The sequence below is a fragment of the Mesorhizobium sp. M0018 genome (assembly GCF_040323955.1).
Taxonomy (GTDB): domain Bacteria; phylum Pseudomonadota; class Alphaproteobacteria; order Rhizobiales; family Rhizobiaceae; genus Mesorhizobium.
The window spans coordinates 52,595-74,474 of the sequence record NZ_JAMYVL010000023.1 but is presented as its reverse complement, the minus strand read 5'-3'; the positions used below and the strand labels follow the sequence as shown (position 1 = coordinate 74,474).

The following is a 21,880-nucleotide window of genomic DNA, read 5'->3' as shown; positions in this document are numbered from 1 at the left end:
TGCAGCCGTGACCGCCTGATAGAACCTCCCGTGCCAGATCGGTGGGCACTGCGGAATAAGCAGTGAAGCTCACCGCGAAACTGGCCGAGCTTCGGATCGACATCGGCGACGGGGCGATCGACGACCACTACGTCGCCGGTGTCGGGCGCGGCACAGCCTGAGGACTCCGCGGCGCGATCATCGAATAACTGCGTTTACGATGGCTCCATCCTGGCCCACCGGTGGGCGCGCAAAAGACTGCTTTGCGGCCTCATCCCTCCGCCTGGATTGAGTCGCAGGGACCGAATGGCGCACGTGCTTTTGAGACCGGCAGAGTGGTCATAACGCAATTGTCTTCCGGCTATCTTTACAGAGATTCGACAATCCAGTTGGTGAAGGTCCCATATCGCGCAATGATTGATGCGCTTAGGTCTGGGCATGCGCCCATCCGCAACCATCTGATCAAGAGCATCGATCCGACACCAACATAGAGAATTGCTTTCCCATGAGAGAGGCCTCGCGGCGGACATGAGATTGCGTCACTCTTCATGATCGCGGCCTCCGAGGATGTCGGGATCGAGCCAGCGCAACGGCACGATAGGGCGAAGGATCTGGCAGCTCTTGCAACTGTCGACCTCGATGGGAGAAGGCATATCGCGATCTGTCCGGCAGAGACCAGGTTCTGCACTGTCGGTGCATGAAGACTTCGTGCTGGTCTCCACGAGAGAAGTATTCTGGTGCAGAAGGTGCCCGACTAGCTATTCGGAAAAGACGACAGGGACGTGCAAATCGGGCGTCGCCGTGAGGCGTTCCCCTCAATGTCGGATTTCCGACAGGATCGCAAATCGGCCAACCTATTGCTTAATAAAAACTTTTCTTCTCTGGCACGGCCCATGCATGGGACTCTGCGAACGCATCAGCGAGACGTCGTCCATGATCATGCGCACCGAAAATGCCGTCGCCGCAGAAAAACCGCGCTCTCGCCTGCCATCAAGCCGCCGAAAGGCCGGCGAGTCATGGTTGAGGCGGGCGATTGCGCCGGCCTCAAACACCTTAATGGGCCTGGAAAGCGTCTCGCGTGACCGCGACGCGGGCATCCAGACGGGCGGAAAGGACATACGTCGTTGCCCCACGTCGCCGGCATAACCCGTCGATTGTCACAGCGCTGCAATGCTCGGGTTTACATTCGACCCGAGCGCGCTGGACAAATTCTCCAAACCCGGTCGGGACCGGGGCTCGAACGTCCGCGAGGGGGCCCAAGGCTATGGCCGATATTCGCCACGAACAAGCCGCCCAGTGGGAAGACTCTATAGGAGGAAAGCAAGTGGAGTTATCTTGCGTTGGGGTCGGTGCTGGGCCGTCCAATTTGAGCCTTGCGTGTCAGATACACGAGCAAGTTGGGCAAGGGGCACTGTTCCTGGATCGGCAGGTCGACTTCCGCTGGCATCCAGGCATCGCATTCGATTCCTCGGAGCTCCAGGTGAGCCACTTCAAGGATCTGGTCACACTGGTGAGTCCGCGATCAGCGTACACTTTCGTAAACTTCCTGCACGAGAACGGGCGTTTGTACCACTTCCTGAACGCACAGTTCGAGGCTGTGTTCAGAGCTGAGTTTGAGCAGTACCTGAACTGGGCCTTCCACAGGAACCCACTTGTCCATGGCGGCGAGACCGTGCACGAAATCCGCTTTGACGGCGCGTTTCGGGTGCGGACCGATAACGCGGTTCTCGGCGCCAGAAACGTCGTGGTCGGCATTGGCAAGCAGGCGCAAATTCCGCCTCAGTTTCAGGGCTGGACTGGACGCAACCTGTTCCACTCATCTGTTTTATTGCACGTCCATCCTGAGGTGCGGAGAAAGCATGTCTGCGTGGTTGGCGGAGGCCAGTCCGGAGCCGAGGTGATGTTGCACCTTGTCGGCCTGCCGAAAGAACGGCGGCCTGCCTCGATCACTTGGGTCTCGCAGCGTGAGAACTACCTGCCTCTCGACGACAGCCCGTTCACAAACGAGTTGTTCATGCCCTGCTTTTCGGATCGTTTCGCAGCGATGAGCGAGTCGCAGCGTAAGCTGCTCCTGCGGCGTTTCGTGCTTGCCTCGGACGGCATTTCGGAAAGCACGTTGCGCGCGATCTATCAGGCGCTGTACCGCCACGCATTTGTCGAGCCAAACCGATGCGACATCACACTGCGGCCAGGCTGCACCGTCTCGCACTGCATCAACGCCGGCGCGGGTCACAGGCTGACCCTGCAGCACGGCATGGACGAAGTCGAAGAAGTCACGGCTGACATCGTCATCCTGGCCACCGGCTACGAGAACGCGGTGCCAGACTTCTTGGAACCCATCGCGCACCGGCTGGAGCAGATCGACAATGAATTAGCTATTCGCGAGGATTTTTCGGTGAGCTGGGACGGACCGCGTGACAGACGCATCTTCGTACAAAACGCGAGCCTCGGGCAGCGCGGCCTGGCCGATCCGAACCTAAGCCTGCTGGCCTGGCGCGCGCGCCGCATCCTCGATAGCCTTCTTGGGCGCGCGCCATGCGCGAACCCCGAGCATCCTGGCTTCATCAGCCATACCTCGATCGAGAGCTGGCCCGCCCCCGCAGCCGAAGAAATGGGCAGCGGGATATGACTCGTAGACTTTTGATCATCGGCGGTGGCATCCTAGGAATGATGTCCGCCTCCGCTGCGGCGAAGGCCGGAGGCTTCTCCGAAATCATCGTGACCGAACAAGCCCTTGGACCAAGCGGCGCATCGCATTATTCCGGGGGCGTGTATTTCCCCTACGGTTGTCAAGACCGTACCAGGTCGCTCACTCGAAAGAGCGCCGTGGTCTTGGCGGCCATGGCTGGGTCGGCGGTCAGCGGATGGTGCCGGCCTTTAGCGATGCGTGTCGTGGCTGGACCGGGTGAAGCGATTGATCCGGCCCAGTTTGCGGAACCCCTGGACCCGGCTGAGCCTGACATAGGCAGTCTCGCGCCGAGCTTCTGCGGACAATATCCGCCGGAGCGGAACGCACTTAGCATCGCCGTCCCACATGACGTGAGTCCGTCTCCGTGGACCCGCAACTTGACCAGCGCCCGACTGCCCTAATCGGGATGTCCGACCAACCAGTCTTTCCAACAGGAGGCTTTTCGCATGTTGACTGATGCACAAAGAGAAAAGTGGCAGAAAGACGGATACGTCAGGCTCGAAAGCTTCTTCGCTCCAGCGGCTCAGAAAGATATCTCCAGTTTTGTCGAAGATATGTCACGCTGGGATGTCAGCAATGATAAATGGCTCATGTGGTTCGAGAAGACGACGGACAATCGAAAGATCACCTCCAAGATCGAGAATTTTCTCGACTTCCATGATCCATTGCGTCGTTTGCTCTTAGAAGATCAGCGTATAAAATCAGCGGTCGAGGATTTGCTTGGCGAAGATTCGCGCAGGCTCAAGGAGTTGCTGATTTTCCACTACCCCGACAGCGGCGGCTATCTCCCGCATCAGGACATTTATCACATTCCACACAAACTCCCCGACCGGATGGTCCATGCGGTGGTTGCCATAGGCATCGACGACTCCGACCCGGAAAACGGCGGGCTTTTTTTCAGCCCCGGCAACCACAAGAAGGGGGTGTTTCCCATGGATGCCGGTGGGGTGATCGATCCTCAAGTCGCCGAAATGTTTTCTTGGGAACCCGTAGTATGGAAGGCTGGCGACATCTTCATCTTCGACGATTACGCACCGCACTACTCACGACCGAACAAAAGCAATCGTTCTCGGCGGACACTCTACTTGGTGTTCCAGCGTGCTTCAACCGGTGGACCGACCCGCGCTGAATATAACGTGCTTAAGCGCGCCCTTAACCCGCCCGAGGGCAAAGTGGCCGATCTCGACAAACTCAAGCCCCCAAATGGCATTTTCTATCGCGATTGAGCTCACGCAGCCAGGCGGAGGCATGCACACGAAACTGATCGGCCGCTCAAAAATGCGCGGAGAGTATGGCGTTCTGATTTGCGGGCTCGCGGAGCATCGACCGCAGCCCGTTACGACGCTTCGGCACGTGGATTGTGGAGGTGGTCGCAGGGCGGTCTTCTATGACGCCTACAGCCCGACTGGCGCCCCCCTCGTTGCCCGCCTGGCGGCCCAGAGCCGCATTATTCTGGCCGGGGCCGCCAACGGGTTGGGCTGCCGCTTCTCAGCGCAACTTGCACAAGAGGCTGTTGCGTTGGCAGCCGAAGATCCCACTGCTTCAACAGCTTAGGTTCGTCATGCGCAAATACACGTTTTCTCGAACGGAGCTGTCGCGGGCGTTCGGTATCGACATGGCCACGCTTGGAACGGGAAGCGTCGGCACGGGTTTTTCGTTCGGTAGGCTGGCACCAGGCGTTACATCCGAGCCCCATCGGCACGACGAAATCGAGGCCTTCGTGGTCCTGTCTGGCGCGGGCAAGGTCACGACCGACCGTGGGGAAATCTCGGTCGAGGCGGGCGATGTCGTTCTGTTCCACCCTTTTGAAGCGCATGTGCTGCGCAACGACGGAAACGAAGACCTAGATTTCGTCGATGTCTACTGGCGAGACGGCGAGGCCGCCCTTGATGCCGCTGCAAAGACCACGGCTCCACGCGGGCCGATCTTCGTCTTCTCCACGCCGCCAACGCCAAATGGCGATCTGCATCTGGGGCATCTTTCTGGCCCCTATTTCGGCGCCGACGTCTATACTCGTTTCCTGCGCATGAAAGGAGTCGAAGCATATCACCTCACTGGAAGCGATGACAACCAGAGCTACGTCACGACACGCGCCGATGCCGATCAATCGACGCCTGCAAACGTGGCGCGCTACTACGCCGACGAGATTCGCGCCACGCTTGCACTTCTCGATTGTGACGTCCACAGCTTCCAACCCACAATGGGCGATGACGGTTACGGCGAGTTTCAAGCCGCGTGTTTCCGCAGTCTTCTGAGCAGCACGGCGGTAGATCTGCGCCAGAGCCCTGCGCTTTTCGATGCTGTGACAGGCCACTATCTTTACGAGCCGGATGTTAGCGGCCTCTGCCCCGATTGTGGCGGCTCCGCCGGTGGCAACATCTGCGAGGAATGCGGCGCCCCAAACCTTTGCCACGACTTGGGTGCAGCCCGGTCACGGCAGTCTGCCGAGGCGCCGCTGGTCGGCTCCGTCCGCCGCCCGGAACTTGCCTTGGACCGATGCTACGACAATATCGACCGGCATCTAAGGGCGTCGGGCGTCCCGCTACGGATCTTGGATCTCTTCGCGCGCCTACGCCGACGCGGCAACTTTTCAGTGCCCATTACCCACCCCTCGGACTGGGGCCTGCCGGCCGAAGGGTTCCCGGGCCAAGTGATCTGGGTCTGGCCGGAAATGGCCTTCGGTTTTCTTTACAACATTCAGGCGCTCGGCCGCTTGCTGGGTCGCGACTGGAAGGCGGAGATGCCCGGCAACGACTGGCAGATTGTCCATTTCTTCGGCTTCGACAATTCGTTCTACCACGCGCTACTCTACCCCGCTCTTTACGCCGAGGTCTTCTCCCACTGGACGCCACGCATCCACTATCACGTCAACGAGTTCTACCTGCTCGACGGCAAGAAGTTCTCAACCAGCTGCCGCCATGCGGTCTGGGGCAAGGAGGTTCTGAGCCCAAAGACAGTCGACGTCGTGCGCCTCCATTTGGGCCTGACGCGCCCGGAAGGTGAGCGGACGGATTTCACGCTGGACGCGCTGCGCCGCACCGAGAACGAGGTGTTCCAAGGGATTTGGCTGAACTGGCTTGATGCGTTGAACCAGGAAATCAAGCAGGATTTTGCCGGCCGTGTACCCGATGCAGGCGACTGGAGCCCGGCCGACCGCGCCTTCTTTGCTCGGATAGAGATCTATCGCGCGGCGATGGAGCGCGCCTATTCGGACGAAGGCTTCTCGGTCCGGCGCGCGGCCGCTCAGGTCTGCGATTTCGTGCGCGATTGCGTGATCTACCGTCGGGCGCAAGACTATGCAGCGGCGCGACGTTTCTATCCCGCCCGCAATCGGACTTCGCTAGCCCTTCAGACGACGGCCGCTGCGATCCTGGCAGCGACACTCGCTCCGCTGATGCCCCGATTCGCCAGAACGCTGGCGCGAGGCATCGATGGCGTCTCAACCGAAACATGGCCCCGGTCCGTCCAGCGCCTTGCGCCCGGGACGCGCTTTGATCTCGGACCCGTGTTGGTGTTCTACGCCAAATCCGGCAATCCTCATCTCGATGAGGAGGAAGCACTGTGAGCCCAAAGGTGCATCAGTGAGCTATCCCAATCTCGACCAGATCTGCGCGGCAATCAAAGCCGATGATGCCAAATATCTTTATTCGCTGTCACTGGCGACCGAACCCGCTATCAGACGGTAGAGACCAGATTGGCGGACCTGAACCAACGCATCGTCGACACCCTGGCCCGCGCCTTCGAGAACCGCTCGGCCGATCGCTTCCCAGCCCTTGCTGTTTCGTGCCGCAAATGCCGTGTGGGCTCGATTGCGCTGACCAACCTCTTCGGCATCGCGGGATTTCCGTCCTCCAGCCGGTCAAGACTGTCATGCGGTTCGAGGCGCTTGGTCAACCTGGCGCGCCCTGGATCGTTCGCCGATCACCGGAAATGTCGAATGCGCACGCCTGCCTGATGCTATCTTCGATTCTGTCCGAGCCTGTACCGGCGCGTCAGTCGGCCGAAGAACAAGTGAGCTACTGACAATCGGAAGGTAGCAGGTTCAAAATTCTGCCCCAGAAACCGGATATTGCGCACAACCAGCGTTCACGATCGCGATGGTGCACAAGCTTCCAACCATACCCGCGCAACGACAGCCCGTCGCCTGAAGATAGTCGGCGAGGGCCGCCAAATCCCTCGCAAGCGTATCCTCCGTCACATGCACGCCGTCTTCGCCGACAAAGCAGACGCTTGTCTCGTCGAGAGATAAGTCCAGCCAGGGTGCTCCTTCAGGAGCGTGTTTGCTCGGGTACGGAGCCGCCCCTCAGTTCCCAATCGAGGAGCGATCCTACAATTCACATATTTGGAGATCGCTCGCTAGGTTACCCGGTCTGTGAACCCTGCAAGCCGAAAATTCAGACGCCGCCCATGCAGAGATATTTCATTTCGAGGTAGTCCTCGAGGCCATGGCGGGATCCCTCCCGCCCGATGCCGGACTGTTTTATCCCACCGAACGGCGCCGCTTCTGAAGACATCCGGCCGGTATTTACCCCGACCATTCCATATTCCAAGGCCTCGGCCACACGCCAGACACGCTTCAGGTTGGAGGCATAAAAGTAGGCCGCGAGGCCGTAGATCGTGTCGTTGGCCTCACGCACGACCTGATCCGCATCTTTGAAGCGAATAATCGGTGCCAGCGGCCCGAATGTCTCTTCTTGCGCGACGGTCATCTCGCTGGAGACACCGGTCAGGACTGTCGGTTGGAAAAACGTGCCATTCGTGCCGATGCGTTTGCCCCCGCATCGAATTGCGCCGCCTTTGGCGACGGCATCGGCAATATGGGATTCGATCTTGGCCAAAGCGTGCTTGTCGATGAGCGGTCCAATGTCCACTCCGGGAGCGAAACCGTCACCAATTTGAAGTTGGCGAGCCCGTTGCACGAATTTCTCGACGAACTCGTCGTGAACGCCCGACTGGACGTAAAGGCGGTTCGCCGAAACGCAGGTCTGGCCGGCATTGCGGAACTTCGCCTGGATCGCACCGTCAACCGCGGCATCGATATCGGCATCATCGAAGACGATGAAAGGTGCATTGCCGCCGAGCTCAAGGCTGACTTTTTTAATCTGGTCCGAGCACTGGCGCATGAGAAGGCGCCCGATCTCAGTCGACCCGGTGAAGCTGATCTTGCGGACCTTAGGATTGGTACAAAGTTCGCGGCCGACCGCGTCACCTTCGGACGCATAGATCAGGTTGACGACGCCTTCGGGAAAGCCAGCCTGATGGGCGAGGGCGAACATTGCTCCCGCCACGAGCGGCGTCTGTTCAGCGGGCTTGAGGACGATCGTGCAGCCCGCCGCCAAGGCTGGCGAGATTTTGCGCGCCACCATCGAGGCCGGGAAATTCCATGGTGTTATCGTGCCAACAACTCCGATGGGCTGCTTGATTACCAGCATTCGGCGGTCCATCGATGGTGCGGAGATCGTCTCGCCATAGACGCGATTGGCCTCCTCGGCGTACCATTGCAGATACGCCGCAGCATGCCATATCTCCGACTTGGCTTCGGCAAGCGGCTTGCCCATCTCCGCGGTGAGAATCGCGGCGAGATCGTCGGCGTGGTCGATGATCAACTGATGCCATCGCCATAGAACGTCGCTGCGCTCACGTGCGGTCAGCCCTGCCCATCCAGGCTGCGCGACATAGGCCTTGTCGATCGCAGCGCATGTCTCCTCGACACCCATGTCGGGTAGTTCTGCCAGCACTTCGCCAGTCGACGGGTTGAGGACCTCGAATGTCCGCTCGCTAATCCGCGTGCCAAGTGCCGGCAGGCGATCAATGGGTCCAAACAGGTCGGGGGATCTCAGGTGACGGATCATCGGCAGGCACAGGGGCAATACCGGATTCCTCCTCAACGCAGCAGGTATATATAGCAGGTGCGGTGTGTACTCCGCGACGTCCGGGTTCCTTATAGGGCCTCGGCCAGACAGCTGGTAGACCACGGTACCCGACTGGAAAGGGAGAATACCTGAATACGCTAGGAGATGCCTCGCGGTTCTACTGGTCGAACGATTGAACAACGGACATCGGCTTCGCCAACCGCGCGGAGTGGATGCTGGTGGCCTGCGCCTACAATCTGCGGACCACGAATCGGCGACTCTATCCACTCGAAGAGAGGCTGGCCTGAGGAGGAGCACACCCCAATAATGACGCCTGAACCGGCAAATGCCTGGCAAGGCCCGCGAAAACCGCTCCTCGCGGCTTTAGACAGATCCCGTTTACCGGGCGAGCGCCCGCAAGATGAGAAAGAGGATGGAGAGGAACAGGGTGGCGAAGGCGCGCCGGGGGAAGACCGGCCGGCGCGTTTGCATGGGGATGGAGCTCATGATCAATTCCCCGCCTGTTGCTGCGGCAAAAGATAGCCTGTCGTCGAATGGTCGAGCACCAGATAACGCGCGGCGACCGCCTTGACCTCGTCGGTGGTGACCTTGCGGACGCGGTCCGGCCTCTCGAGCACGTCCTTCACATTGCCACCGGTGGTGAGCGTCTTGCCATAAATGTTGGCGATGTGGTCCAGCTCGTCGTGCGCAAAAATCACCGAGCGGATATAGCGGTCTTTGGCCTTGTCCAGCTCGTCGCTGGTGACGCCATCCTTGGCGATCCGGGCGACTTCGGCAACGGCTGCCGCTTCGAGATCGACGAGCTTTGCATCGCCGCGCGGCGAGCCGGAGATGGTGAAATTGGTGTCGTCTAGCATGGTGCCCTGGAAGGAGGCGCCGGCCGCCGAGGCTATGCCTTGCTTGACGACAAGTTCCTGATAGAGCCGGCTGCGGTTACCGCCGCCGAGGATCTCGGCCAGCAGGTCGAGCGCCTCGGCCTCGCCGGGCTCTGCCGTATGATAGGACGGCACAACCCATTGAGTGGAAAAGCTCGGCACCGAAACGCGCGCATCGGTCAGCGTCACTGTGCGCCTGGTGTTCTGCTCCGGCTCGATCGGACGGTTGCGCGGGGGCAGGTCCGGCCCGCGCACAACCTTGCCATAGGTCTTCTCGGCCAGCGCCTTCACCGTCTCAGGCTCTACGTCGCCGGCCACCACCAGCACGGCGTTGTTCGGTCGGTAGTATTTGTTGTAGATGGTGAATGCGTCGGTGCCGTTCAGCTTCTCCATCTCCTGCATCCAGCCGATGACCGGAATGCGGTAAGGCTGGTTCTGCCGCAACGTCGCGTTGACCTCCTCGTCCAGCAGAGCATGCGGGTTCGTCTCTCTGTGCCAACGGCGCTCCTCCAGGATCACGTCGCGCTCGGTCTTGATATCATCCTCGTTGAGGATGAGGTTGAACATGCGATCGGCCTCGAAGCCCATCATCTCACCCAACGCCGAGGGCGCCACCGTCTCGAGGAAGGTGGTGTAGTCATAGGCGGTGAAGGCGTTATTGTAGCCGCCGATGGCTGAGACGGCTCGGTCGAACTCGCCGGCGGCGTGGTTGGTCGTCGCCTTGGACATCAGATGCTTGAGGAAATGGGCAAGGCCTGATTTGCCGGGTGGCTCGTCGGCGCTGCCGATCTTGTACCACACCATATGAGTGACGATCGGCGCGCGGTGATCGGGGATGACGACCACTTCCATGCCGTTGTCGAGCAGAAAATCCGTCACCTTGCCGCCGGCGGTGGCGGCCAGAGCCGGAGCGGTCGTCACCAGGGCCAGCGCGGTGGCAATGAACGCCCTGCGCAGCCAGGCGGACGATCGATGGCTCCGGTTGTGGTGGCTGGTCGAAAGGCAAGGTTCGAGGCAAAGTGATTTGTTCCTAATTTTGACGAAGGCGCTGCGTCCCCGTCTCCCCGCGTGGGAGGATCGGCGGGTAGCGCCGAGCCAGATAAATAAGCTCTTCATGGAGCCAGGCCTTACCCGAGCCTCATCTTTGGATGGACCCAGGTGACCTGCGGCGGTATTTCTTGGTGAGGTGATCATGGGACGGATTCTCCTTGGTCCGCGACGCCTTGCGGATGACCAAGCATGCACCGTGCCAGATCAGAAAACCGTTCGAGGCAGTGGACAAATCGGGCTCTGCCATGTTGCGCATCCGACATTGTCGGACATCGGACAGGGCCGAACGCGACGCGCGCGGCTGAGAATATCTTCTTCGTTCGGAAGAGATTGGGCGCGCTGCCGGAGAGGGGTATAGGATGCGCTTCGAATGGCCGCTGCACTGACGGTGAGAATGGAGATGTTGGTCGCCGCGGCGGAACCCTGTCCTCGACAGCCAGACCGGGTCGATGCTGAAGGGCAGAGGCGTGAGCAGCCCAGCCAACTCGAGCGCGGAGCCTGCTCGCGCTAGGACGGATCTGATCCAAAAATCGGCAACTTGGGCGATATCGGCGAGGCGCTGGAAAACGAAGATCGTAGGACTCGGGCGGGAAAAAACGATGCGGTAGCGCGCTTCTGGCGTAATGCGCCTGCCGCGAGGCCGTTGAGCCTGATGAGTTGCTGCGCGAAAGGAAAGGGGAGTGTTTGCGTGGGACCTTGGTCAAACGTAAGAAACAACCGTCGAGCTCGCCGTGGAGGGGCATGCAGGCACGTCGGTCGCTGGAGGACAGCAGCACGGAAGCTGTCCGCGCTTGCCGTCGTCGCTGGGTACCAAACAGGAGAATTTGGCGGTCGCGATCGAATTCATCTGCGTAAATACCGCCTGGCTGTGCTCGGTTTGCCGGCGAACAGATTTTGCCTTCTTTGCGGCTGCAAACGCATCCCTGGCGGCGTGGTCCCTTAGGTCAAGAGCATCGGGTGAGTAACAGCCTGATCCTGCTCAATCTGATGCGCGCCAACCGCCTCGCCGGATTGTGGAACCGCTCGCGGGTAGCTTCTACCACAAACAGCAAGGTCATGAAATCAAGTAGGAAGTCGTCGATCGCTTGGGCGATTGTTTCAGACCTGCCCTTGAACTGGTCCAGCAAAACGCGCGCGTTATCGATCGCTTCCACGCTGGTGGCATCGATTAACCCCTCGACCGTCTTGAAACAATCCAATTCGAAACTCCTTCAAGCGCTTGTCGAGCCGTTATGCACGAAGGTAGCTCCGTGAACTACCCGGCCTTTGACCTGGCGGCACGAGCAGCGGTCGGCCTTACGTCCCGTGCCTCCAAGCACCAGCCATAGACGTGGCGCTGAGGAGCGTTGGAAGGATCGGGCGCTCGCGGCCATGCTCGAGCGGTACCGTAGGACAGTGCTTGCTGGCGACCCCGGCCACAATTGAGTGCGCCAGCTGATCGGGGCTTAACAATTTTTCGCTTTTTGCTGCGCCCAAGTCTCGGCTATGAGTCGGGCAGGCCTGATGGCCTGCCCACGTGGCAATTGTTAAGGAGGAACACGTATATGCCTACTGGAACGGTAAAGTGGTTCAACAGCACCAAGGGGTTTGGATTTATCCAGCCCGACAATGGCGGTCCGGATGTTTTCGTCCACATTTCCGCTGTCGAACGCGCGGGCCTCTCGACCCTCGCTGACGGCCAGAAGATCAACTATGAGATCGAGCAGGATCGCCGCACTGGCAAATCCTCCGCTGGCAGCCTCAGCAAAGCTGGTTGAAATTTCTGCGTCCTGGCAAGAGTGGGTGCGTAGGTCCGGAGGTCCTCACGGCCGCTCGATAGGAGCGAGCAACTGAGGGCAGCAGATTGCTGCAGGCGTCGCGAATTCCTCATGAAACAAAGTTGTTTGAAAGGAAGGCGGGGTTGGCCCCGCCTTTTTATATGACGAGCAGATTAAGCCGATGGCTGCAACGCTCCAGAACGAATCTCGATTGCCGAAATCAAGCCGCAACCTTCTTGCGGGTTCGCTTCGTCGGCTCCGGCTCCGGCGCTTCCGGCGCTTTCGGTTTGCGGCCGAGCCCCATCGTCTTGGCCAATGACGAGCGCGCCGCGGCGTAGTTCGGCGCGACCATGGGATAATCCGCCGGCAGGCCCCATTTGGCCCGATATCCATCCGGCGTCAGCCCATAGTGGGTCGACAGATGGCGCTTTAGCGATTTGAATTTCTTCCCGTCCTCAAGGGAGATGATGTAGTCCGGTGTCACCGACTTCCTGATCGGGACTGCAGGCGTAAGGGCAACCGGCTCTTTTGCAGAGACACCTCCGGCCGTCCCTTTCAGAGCCGCGTGCACTTGGCCGATGAGGGCAGGGAGATCCCCCACCGGGATCGGATTGTTGGAGACATAGGCTGAGACGACATCGGCCGTGAGCTCGATGAGGGTGTCGATGTTTTTTTCGGCTTCTTCTGTCATGAAACTCTCCAGGCGGCGTGAAACACAGTCGGCGAAGCGTCGCTTCATAGTGGCGGTCGCCGCTGAAAGCAACAAAGGTCTCGACACGATTGTCTCGACACGATTATTGCGATGCTCGTCCAGCGAGATCTATGGCGCGGTATCCCGCCGTCGTGATCGTTGATCCGTCCGTTGTTGGTGACCTGCCGCGGTGCTTGCGCATTTTCAGGCGCGTCTCGGCCGTAAGCTTTGCGCCGAAATGACCAGTAATCTCGAAACGAAGCCGGCTGTTTCTGTTTCGCCATCCTCTCTTTGGCTGTGAAATCCATGGCAGAGCAGTGGCCGCTTCCTGGTGGCGCGTGGAGGAACTATCAAGCGTGGATTCGCAATGGTCGCAACGATGTAGATTCATCCGGTGAGCCGCTCTCGCAGCAGGATGTTAGGGATTGGACCGCTGGTAAACCGAGGACATCACGCCGCTGCTTTGCTATTGAACCGCTATCGCTGTGACAACACATTCCGCAATGGTGGGCGGGTGTAGAGGAGGCGCCTGTTCACGCAAACGAGCGGTTCAGCAGGTCGGTAGGAACGAATGAGCTCAGGAACTTTCAGCAGCCCACTTTCGTAAGGCGTGCAGCGCACATCGTGCAAGAGATTGCCCGTCCTGCGGATGCTATCGATTTTCTCAACGAATGGCCAGAAGATCGCAGAGACCGGATCCACGAAGCCGCCCTCAGGGCGTGCTTTGATGCATACAACGGACGAAAACCTGCGAGCGCAGCGCGCAAGAGTTTTTTCCGCTTTGCGAAACAGGTCGTCATATTGGAAGATGCAACCTCCGCGATGCAATGGCTCGCTGCCTGCATGTCGGACAGTGGAAAAGCGCAAGTATAGGCGTCGCAGTCGTGTGTGAGGCTGGAGCGGGTACGCCGACGAGGTTATTGTATCCAGATTTCGCCGGCATCTAGAGCGTGGTATAAACAAACAATATTTTGCGCGCTAGAGCTTCTCGCGACAGGACTGCAACGCTTCCGGTGTGAAAATCACTGCGTGGGACTTGGTTCTCTCAAATTCATGACGGTAAATTGCCCTGTTATTATCGCAAAGCAGTTGTCCCATTGAAGCTGATAAACGAGGCCAAAATTGTGCTCCGTCGTCTGCCAATATTCGCTCGATGGAGGCTATAGGCGTCACAAGCCAATCAAAACAGCTACTCGGGCGCCCTTTGAAATTCGTGTAATTTTGCTCACCCGAAACGGCCCTCTACAGTCGAAATAAGATCGTCCCGCAAAGGTGCTACAAGACACTATCGCGGATCGATTTGGGCCCACGTCGATCTGGCGAAGGCAGGCGGAAGTCGAGCAGGACCTGCTGCGGAACAGATAACCGGCCCCAAACCGAATCGGACACGGTGGCCCCGATTTCTTCATAGTTGAAGGCGCAGAGAGAACCGAAGCACGGCTCCGGGCTCCGGCGCCGCCGCTTGCCGAGCAGCGATCCTCCGCCTCCCTGAAATCCAATCGAGAAGAGCGTTCAATTCCGGGACGGTCCAAGCTCTGCCGCGAAAACAGGTGTCAGACCACCCGGTCCTCTCCCGCAACTGATCTAGCGCAGGGCGTTCATGAGCCGCATATCCCAGAGTGGCTGCGTGCACCACGCAGCGAGATCATTTATGAAAATCCTATTCAGTACGATGGCTGTCCCCTTGCTGACAGCCACCGCTTTTGCTGCGGATTCGATCCCCGCAGACCTCAGAGAAACGGCAATGGCCACTTTCAAGGCTTTGCCACCCACCACGCCGGCAGTCGCCAACAACCCGATCACCCCGGAAAAGATCGCTCTCGGCAAGGCACTGTTCTTCGATCCACGCGTCTCTGCGTCAGGCGTCTTGTCGTGCAACTCGTGCCACAACCTGGCCACCGGCGGCGACGACAATCACGAAACCTCGATCGGCCATGGTTGGCAGAAGGGACAGCGCAACGCGCCGACTGTACTGAACGCTGTCTTCAACATCGCCCAGTTCTGGGATGGTCGTGCCGAAGACCTGAAGGCTCAGGCGAAGGGACCGGTCCAAGCCGGGATCGAAATGGCCAATACACCGGGCCAAGTCATCACCACGCTCAAGTCCATGCCGCAATATGTCGAGTGGTTCGATGCAGCTTTTCCGGCTGAAGCCGATCGGGTCACCTTCGACAACCTCGCCAAGGCAATCGAAGCCTTCGAGGCGACACTGGTCACGCCGGCCCCCTTCGACAGTTTCCTGAATGGCGATGACGCCGCCATGACTTCCGAACAGAAACAGGGCCTGGCGCTTTTCATGGACAAAGGCTGCTCGTCCTGCCATGCCGGCATCAACGTTGGTGGGGAAGCCTATTACCCATTCGGCCTCGTGGAACAGCCCAGCGCCGAGGTCCTGCCGGAAAAAGACAAGGGCCGATTTGCGGTCACCAATACTGCCGACGATTCCTATGTTTTCCGCGTGGCGCCGCTGCGCAACGTTGCACTCACCGCGCCATACTTTCATTCGGGCAAGGTTTGGGATCTGAAACAGGCCGTTGCCATCATGGGAACCACCCAGCTTGGCGTGGTACTGGCGGACGAAGAAGTCGACCTGCTTGTTGCCTTCCTCAACTCGCTGACCGGAAAGGCACCCGAGCTCGCCTATCCCATTTTACCCGCCGAAACGGCGACAACGCCCCGGCCTGTAACGCAGATCTTAGGAAAATAAACGGCCAGCTGGCACGGAACGTCGCATCGACAATGATTGCGACTTTTACTGGGACGAGACGATCGCGACGTCCATGAGGACGCAAAGGCCTGGCTCGTTTCAAAGTGCAGACACTGCTTCCGTCACCATCTCGTTGCGGTGGAACCATGTTTGGGATCTGGCGTGCGACATGCCAAGGAAGGCGTCGGACGTTTGAGGCTTGCGCGCTGTCGATACCGCGCGGCGGCCGGCTGTCGCGCTGGCGGCCGAATAGCCGCGCGCCGGAGTGACCGGCCCCTCAGGTTGATGGGGCAGCCACTCCGTCCTCCATGTCCAGCGATTCTTCGATTGCTTCCGGATTCCGGGCGATGGTCCAAAGGAGAGTATTCGGCGCTACATCCGGTTTCGAGCGACCTTGCTCCCAGTTTCGAAGCGTTGCCAGATCGAGCCCATACCTCACGGAGAATGCCTCCTGAGAGAGCTTTGTGCGATCCCGGACTTCGCGAACACTTATCGGCCGCGGCGCATGAACCTTCGCGATCACGCCTGCGGACGACAGTTCATTCTTCAGTGCCAACAGGTCGTCGACGCAAGGAACCGTCACGAACGCCTTGCCGTGATCGACCACCTCCGTGAGTATCGCGTGGGCCGTCCTGAGCGGCAGCTGTCTCTTAACGAGAATGCGGGCGGCCTCAGGAGTATTCGCGCCGTGAAGAAAACCGAGGCTCAGTCGGACGGGAGAGCCTGACGACACCGGCACGACGTCCCGGGTTCGCACCCGTTGTCCGAACCGCTCCATGAATTTCGTTTAGTCGACATTAAGCTTCTCCGCGATCACTCGACCGAGCTTGCGTAATTTGGACCATCCAACACTGGAGGGCATCGCGATAAAAGTACGCCAAACAACGCTAAGGGAGAACAAGCGGTGATCTGATGTCGTTCGACGCTCGTTTTCGAGAGCCGTTCTGGGTCGTTCGCAATCAACTGTGTAGGCCAGCGGAGCGAGCAAGGAGCGCCAGATCCGGACAGGGCTGAGTGGGGTGTTTCTCCGAAAGGTGGGGCCATACCCTAAGGAACACGAGATGTAGTGGACTCGTCGATTCGCGCGGTTTCGATTCGCGCACCCGGGCACAACGCTTGGATAAGTCCCATCAGATGCTCTCCGGTGGCCGTCATCTGTTTAGCTGACATTGGGCCGAGGGCTTCCAGCACGAGCCACATGGCGCGGGTATCGACCGTGACCATGGTGCGCCGCCCCTGCCGCCAGTTCCAACGGCGGCACGTGACACCGGCATCATCGCACCAGATGACTTCGCCCGGTTCGGGATGCTCGGTTACCATTTCACCTTGCTGGATCGTGTCGAATGGCTCCGCTCCCTTCGCAATTAAAAGTCTCGGGACCCCCTGGTAAAGATCGAGATCTTCCCCGCCAATCGGAACGCCATACAGCACGCTGACGGCATTGTAGGCATCAACCAGTGCGGAAATCCGCGGGAGAGAGCCATCTTTCCGCACCCGCTTGAGAAGCGCGGCGGCCGAGCACGGCGTTCGATTGGCCTTTGTGCCGAAAGCCTCGTAGGCAACGGCCCACGCCGCAAGATGCGCGTCCCTTTGGGCGTCATCGCGAAGCGCCGCCTGTTCCGCCGCCGCAATCGTGTCGTTCAACGCCTGTGCATCCGGCACGTCGATTTCAGCGTTCCGCACCACAATGCTGATCAGATGAAAATCCGGGTAGCGGGCCTTGATCTCGGGGGCAACCAATGGCGTGAAAGACATGGGATGCTCTTTTCTCATGGGGAGGCTTTGCGCTGGGGGTCGTTCGGGAAATGTTTGAAGAAAGGTGCTTGTCGATCGTCCAGATCTTCTGGCATCGGCATGGTGCATGCCGCACCATGCGCCGCATAATTCCATCATTCGGCCGTGGACAAGGCCTGGTAGAGATCGTCGATTATCTCTTGCGGGTGCTCGAGCCCGCCTCGGCCGGCAACAAGCTGCGCCTCCGCCAGTTCCTCCATTTCATTAGGAGGCAGCGGGCGCGATATGGATGTGAAGCAGCTTTCCTTGCCGGGTCATGCATCGCTCTCGGAAATTCGTCTCGCACGAAAATCTGAGCCAAACTGGCCTGATCAACAGCACCAGTTGCATGGCGTTTTCCCAGTCCAGTTGGCTTGCAAACGAAATACGGTTCAGCCCAAGGGTCGGTTTCCTCGCCAGCACGCCACGTCCCCGCCGTTTTTAGCCACCATGTCCCGGCAACGCATCTTGCACCTGCTTGACAACCGCTCGCAGGATCTCAACGCCCTTCTCGATCTGCCGAATGCTCAAGGCGGCATAGCCCATGACAAGCCCCATGCGATCGATGTGGCCTTCGTCCGACTGCCGCTCGTAAAGGGGCGAGATCAGGTGTAGGCCCAGGCCCGCGCCTCGGGCGGCTTCGACCAGGGTCGCTTCCCGCGATCGCGGCAGTTCGTCGAACCAAACGACGACGTGCAGACCGGCCTCTGCTCCCTGGACAGCGATGCGATCTCCGAAGCTGCGCCGCAAGGCGCCCAGCAACGTCCCCCGACGCTCGCCGTTCAGCCTGCGCACGCGCCGCACATGGCTTTCGTAGCCGCCACTCTCGATCAAAGAGGCCAGAGCCTCCTGTTCAGCCACCGGCGAATGCCGGTCCGCGAATTGTTTGGCGGTTGCGAAGACCTCCTGCAATTCCGTCGGGACGACGAGATAGCCGATACGCAGCATCGGCGAGAGCGTTTTGGAGATCGTGCCGAGGTAGATGACAGCCCCGTGGTCCTCAAGACTGTGCAGCGGAGGGACCGGATTGATATCGTAGCGATATTCGCTGTCGTAGTCGTCCTCGATCACATAGGCGTTGTTGTGCCGCGCCCATTCCAGAAGCTGATGGCGGCGCGCGATCGGCATGACGCCGCCCAGCGGAAACTGATGCGATGGCGTGACATAGGCCAGTCGCGCCCCGATCCCCGCCAGCAACTCCGTCTTCATCCCGTCCTCGTCGACGGTGACCGGGATGGGCGAGGCACCCGTACTGGCAAAGACCTGACGCGCCATCCTATAGCACGGGTCCTCGATGACAAAGCGGTCGGGGGGATCGAGAAGCAGGCGCGCGCATAGGTCGAGGCCCTGCTGCGAACCGTTGACGATGATGATCTGCTCGAGGTCGCAGCTCAGGGTTCGGGCGCGCCAGAGATAGCCCTGGAGCGCCTGGCGCAGCCGGCGCGAGCCGCGCGGATCCTCATAGGCAAGACGCAACGGGCGCTGCCCCATCGCCTCGTTCATCGCACGTTTCCAGACCAATGCGGGGAAGTCTGACGGCGCCAGGTCGCCATAGCGGAAATCGACCTTCAGCCCAGTCGGCAGATAATCCGGCCAGGGCGGCGTAACGCGCAGTCGGCCCCCATAGGCGGACAGAAGAACCGGGCCGACCCGTTTCGCAGGCGTGCGGCTTGTCCCAGGACCGATCAACGAAGATGCAACGCGGGGTCGTGCGCCTTGACGGACGTCGATGAAACCTTCCGCAGCCAGTTGCTCATAGGCGACCGTCACCGTCGTTCGCGAAACCCCAAGGTCATTTGCGAGGCCTCGGGAGGACGGCAGCTGACTGCCGGTTTCGTAGACACTTCCGAGGATCTGCTCGCGAAGAGCCTCGTAGATCTGGCGTGCACCCATCGCGTGCGTGCGACCTGCAGAACCGGCACTTGAAGACTGGACCATTTCATTCATCGCCAACTGGATATTTCACATTGGCCAGTTTGCCGTCAATCTTTCGGAAACCCAAGAAAGATCTTAGAGGCCGAATGACCCGTTCCTATCAATCCGAAACCGATGCTCTCACGCGGTCGCTCAACGACACCGGTCCCGGATTCGCCACTCGGGCGATCCATCATGGCTACGATCCGGCCGGCTTTTCCAATGCCGTTCAGCCGCCAGTCTTCTTGACCTCGACCTATGGATTCGAAAGCGTGGCAGCGAACGAGGCCGCCGCCGCGCTTGGCGGAAGGCTCTATGCGCGCGAATACAATCCCACGACGGAGATCCTCGAGCAACGGCTCGCCAATCTGGAAGGAGCCGAGGCAGGTTTGGTCGTTGCCTCGGGGATGGCGGCTTTCGGCACACTGATCTTGTCGCTCCTGTCCCAAGGCGATGAACTCATCGTCCACAAGACGCTTTATGCCAACACGCTTGCCATGGTCGAACAGGCGGTCCCACGCTTCGGCATCAAGGTCGTCGCGGTCGACCTGTCCGATCCTCACAATCTCGATGCCGCGATCACCGAGCGGACCCGGCTTGTTTTCTTCGAGACCCCGGTCAATCCGCTGAGCCGCATCCTCGACATCGCTGCCATTGCCGAGCGCGCCCACGCGCGCGGTGTAAAGGTTGCAGTCGACAGCACCTTCGCCTCCCCCGCGCTCCAGCGGCCGCTCGAACATGGGGCAGACCTCGTGCTCCACTCGCTGACCAAATACATCAATGGGCACGGCGATGCCCTTGGGGGCGCGCTTCTGGGCGACGCGCCAACGCTCCGCACGCTGCACGAAACGGGCCTGCGCTACATCACCGGCGCAGCGCTCTCGCCCATGTCAGCCTTCCTGATCCTGCGCGGTCTGAAGACGCTCACGCTGCGCATGGAACGGCACAGCGCCACGGCCCTTGCGGTGGCTCAGGCGCTCGAGGCGCACCCGGCGGTGGCATGGGTGAGTTATCCCTTCCTCGACTCGCACCCTGATCAGGTGACGGCGCGAAAGCAGATGTCCCAAGGGTCGGGCATGTTGGCCTTTGGCCTCCACGCTGGGTTCGAGGGCGCGCGGCGGATGATGGACCGGCTCAACCTGATCACCCGGGCTGTCAGCCTCGGCGATGCCGACAGCCTCATCTATCATCCAGCAAGCCTCACACGTGCTCGGCAGCCGATCCGCAAGGATGCGCATTTGGCCGACGGAGTCGGCGAGGACCTCATGCGTCTCTCGGTGGGGCTCGAAGACGCCGATGACCTGATCGCCGATCTGCGGCGGGCTTTGGACGTCTTGTGATGACTTGGCGTGCGGCCACCTCTGCGCTCACACATAGATCTGGAGCCTTGCCATGGCATTCCTGAGCGGTCTTTCCGCGTTCCCCATCACCCCGAGCAATCGTGACGGCCGCGTTGATACCGTTGCCCTGCGCAGGCTGATTGCTCGGCTTTGCGCCGCTCAGGTCGATTCCATCGGTCTTCTCGGCAGCACCGGCACCTACATGTATCTGTCGCGCGAGGAACGGCGACGGACGCTCGCCGAGACCTTGGACGAAACCGCAGGGCAAATGCCGGTCGTGGTGGGTGTAGGCGCGCTGCGCACCGACGAAGCCGTGAGGCTCGCGCAGGACGCCAAGGCCCTTGGAGCTGCCGCGGGGCTGCTTGCGGCCGCTTCCTACACCCCGCTCACTGATGACGAGGTGTTCGAACATTTCTCCACTGTGGCGCGCGAAAGTGGCCTGCCGATCGTCGTCTATGACAATCCAGGAACGACGCATTTCCATTTCAGCCCAGCCCTTGTCAGCCGCCTGGCAAAGGTGGGTGGGGTCGTCGCTATCAAGAATCCGACAGACAGGAGCGACGCGATCAAGAACCATCTGGCCGACCAGAGGCGCACGCTGCCGGAAGGGTTCTCGATTGGCTACAGCGGCGACTGGAACGCTGCCGAGGCCATGATCGCCGGCGCCGACACATGGTACAGCGTGCTCGCGGGCATCTTGCCCGAGGTCTGCATGAAGATCGTCGCGGCGGCGCAGCAGGGCGATGCGACCGAAGCGCGACGGATCGATGCCACGCTTGCGCCGCTCTGGAGCCTCTTCAAGGAGTTCTCGAGCCTTCGCGTCGTCTATGCACTTGCCGAATTGCTCGACATTTGCCGTGCCGACCCCCCGCGTCCCATCCTGCCTCTGCCCTCAGCAGCGAAGCGCCAGATCGCCGCCGCGTTGGAACGCTTGCCATCGGATGTCAACCGGTGAACAGCGAACCCGGCGGCCAGTGAAGGAACCTGTCATGTATGTACCCGCGCATTTCGATGAACCGAGCCGAGAAGTCCTTTACGAACTGATCGAGAACAGCGCACTTGGCATGCTGATAACCCATGGCCGGAGCGGTCTCGACGCCAATCACATCCCCTTCGAACTCGACACGTCACAGGGAGAAAACGGTACCCTTTACTCCTGCGCGATTAATACACGTGCCGAAGGAAAGTGCACATTCTCGCTCGCGTGACTTATTTCAAAAGATGTGATCGCG

Annotated in this window: 16 protein-coding genes; 9 read left to right on the top strand and 7 right to left on the bottom strand. The window is 60.1% G+C overall.

The window, feature by feature from the left end:
- Window positions 1-1,243 precede the first annotated feature (1,243 nt).
- The 3 genes from NKJ81_RS26140 to NKJ81_RS26130 all read left to right on the top strand — a co-directional run bounded on the left by NKJ81_RS26140 (window position 1,244) and on the right by NKJ81_RS26130 (window position 6,233).
- Window positions 1,244-2,608 (top strand): lysine N(6)-hydroxylase/L-ornithine N(5)-oxygenase family protein, encoded by a 1,365-nt coding sequence (locus NKJ81_RS26140; RefSeq protein ID WP_352542159.1) that lies wholly within the window; start codon window positions 1,244-1,246, stop codon window positions 2,606-2,608.
- Window positions 2,609-3,114: 506 nt separating this feature from the next.
- A complete protein-coding gene (locus NKJ81_RS26135) occupies window positions 3,115-3,894 on the top strand; it encodes a phytanoyl-CoA dioxygenase family protein (RefSeq protein ID WP_352542158.1) in 780 nt (259 codons plus the stop codon).
- A gap of 335 nt (window positions 3,895-4,229) precedes the next feature.
- Window positions 4,230-6,233, top strand: coding sequence for a class I tRNA ligase family protein (locus tag NKJ81_RS26130; RefSeq protein WP_352542157.1), 2,004 nt, complete (start codon window positions 4,230-4,232; stop codon window positions 6,231-6,233).
- 829 nt (window positions 6,234-7,062) lie between these two features.
- Here the strand turns inward: NKJ81_RS26130 and NKJ81_RS26125 are convergent.
- The 3 genes from NKJ81_RS26125 to NKJ81_RS26115 form a co-directional block, all read right to left on the bottom strand.
- Window positions 7,063-8,520 carry an NAD-dependent succinate-semialdehyde dehydrogenase gene (locus NKJ81_RS26125; RefSeq protein ID WP_502904337.1) on the bottom strand — a complete coding sequence of 486 codons (1,458 nt, stop codon included), beginning with the start codon at window positions 8,518-8,520 and terminating at the stop codon, window positions 7,063-7,065.
- Between the two features lie 509 nt (window positions 8,521-9,029).
- Window positions 9,030-10,346: a M16 family metallopeptidase gene (locus tag NKJ81_RS26120; protein ID WP_502904335.1), complete on the bottom strand. Its 1,317-nt coding sequence runs from the start codon at window positions 10,344-10,346 to the stop codon at window positions 9,030-9,032.
- Between the two features lie 1,064 nt (window positions 10,347-11,410).
- Window positions 11,411-11,665, bottom strand: coding sequence for a hypothetical protein (locus NKJ81_RS26115; RefSeq protein ID WP_352542155.1), 255 nt, complete (start codon window positions 11,663-11,665; stop codon window positions 11,411-11,413).
- A 345-nt stretch (window positions 11,666-12,010) separates the two neighbouring features.
- Here NKJ81_RS26115 and NKJ81_RS26110 point away from each other — a divergent pair, with 345 nt between their 5' ends.
- On the top strand, window positions 12,011-12,223 hold the full coding sequence (locus NKJ81_RS26110; RefSeq protein WP_023679670.1) for a cold-shock protein: 213 nt from the start codon (window positions 12,011-12,013) through the stop codon (window positions 12,221-12,223).
- Between the two features lie 220 nt (window positions 12,224-12,443).
- On the opposite strand, the gene NKJ81_RS26105 is transcribed toward NKJ81_RS26110, so the two are convergent.
- Window positions 12,444-12,914 (bottom strand): Ros/MucR family transcriptional regulator, encoded by a 471-nt coding sequence (locus NKJ81_RS26105; RefSeq protein WP_352542154.1) that lies wholly within the window; start codon window positions 12,912-12,914, stop codon window positions 12,444-12,446.
- A 624-nt stretch (window positions 12,915-13,538) separates the two neighbouring features.
- Here NKJ81_RS26105 and NKJ81_RS26100 point away from each other — a divergent pair.
- Together NKJ81_RS26100 and NKJ81_RS26095 are read left to right on the top strand one after the other, a co-directional pair.
- The gene (locus tag NKJ81_RS26100) at window positions 13,539-13,787 is read left to right on the top strand and encodes a DUF982 domain-containing protein (RefSeq protein WP_352542153.1); all 249 of its coding nucleotides are present in this window, start codon (window positions 13,539-13,541) and stop codon (window positions 13,785-13,787) included.
- A gap of 778 nt (window positions 13,788-14,565) precedes the next feature.
- The gene (locus NKJ81_RS26095; RefSeq protein WP_352542152.1) at window positions 14,566-15,621 is read left to right on the top strand and encodes a cytochrome-c peroxidase; all 1,056 of its coding nucleotides are present in this window, start codon (window positions 14,566-14,568) and stop codon (window positions 15,619-15,621) included.
- Between the two features lie 277 nt (window positions 15,622-15,898).
- Here NKJ81_RS26095 and NKJ81_RS26090 read toward each other — a convergent pair whose 3' ends face one another.
- From NKJ81_RS26090 to pdxR, 3 genes are all read right to left on the bottom strand, one after another.
- A complete protein-coding gene (locus tag NKJ81_RS26090) occupies window positions 15,899-16,399 on the bottom strand; it encodes a helix-turn-helix domain-containing protein (protein ID WP_352542151.1) in 501 nt (166 codons plus the stop codon).
- 269 nt (window positions 16,400-16,668) lie between these two features.
- A complete protein-coding gene (locus NKJ81_RS26085; protein ID WP_352542150.1) occupies window positions 16,669-17,376 on the bottom strand; it encodes a B3/B4 domain-containing protein in 708 nt (235 codons plus the stop codon).
- A 459-nt stretch (window positions 17,377-17,835) separates the two neighbouring features.
- The gene (pdxR, locus tag NKJ81_RS26080) at window positions 17,836-19,332 is read right to left on the bottom strand and encodes a MocR-like pyridoxine biosynthesis transcription factor PdxR (RefSeq protein ID WP_502904329.1); all 1,497 of its coding nucleotides are present in this window, start codon (window positions 19,330-19,332) and stop codon (window positions 17,836-17,838) included.
- A gap of 83 nt (window positions 19,333-19,415) precedes the next feature.
- Here pdxR and NKJ81_RS26075 point away from each other — a divergent pair, with 83 nt between their 5' ends.
- The 3 genes from NKJ81_RS26075 to NKJ81_RS26065 are packed head-to-tail and all read left to right on the top strand — an operon-like array spanning window position 19,416 to window position 21,856.
- On the top strand, window positions 19,416-20,648 hold the full coding sequence (locus NKJ81_RS26075) for a trans-sulfuration enzyme family protein (RefSeq protein ID WP_352542149.1): 1,233 nt from the start codon (window positions 19,416-19,418) through the stop codon (window positions 20,646-20,648).
- 52 nt (window positions 20,649-20,700) lie between these two features.
- Window positions 20,701-21,603 carry a dihydrodipicolinate synthase family protein gene (locus NKJ81_RS26070; RefSeq protein ID WP_352542148.1) on the top strand — a complete coding sequence of 301 codons (903 nt, stop codon included), beginning with the start codon at window positions 20,701-20,703 and terminating at the stop codon, window positions 21,601-21,603.
- Between the two features lie 34 nt (window positions 21,604-21,637).
- On the top strand, window positions 21,638-21,856 hold the full coding sequence (locus NKJ81_RS26065; RefSeq protein ID WP_352542147.1) for an FMN-binding negative transcriptional regulator: 219 nt from the start codon (window positions 21,638-21,640) through the stop codon (window positions 21,854-21,856).
- The last annotated feature ends 24 nt before the right edge of the window (window positions 21,857-21,880 follow it).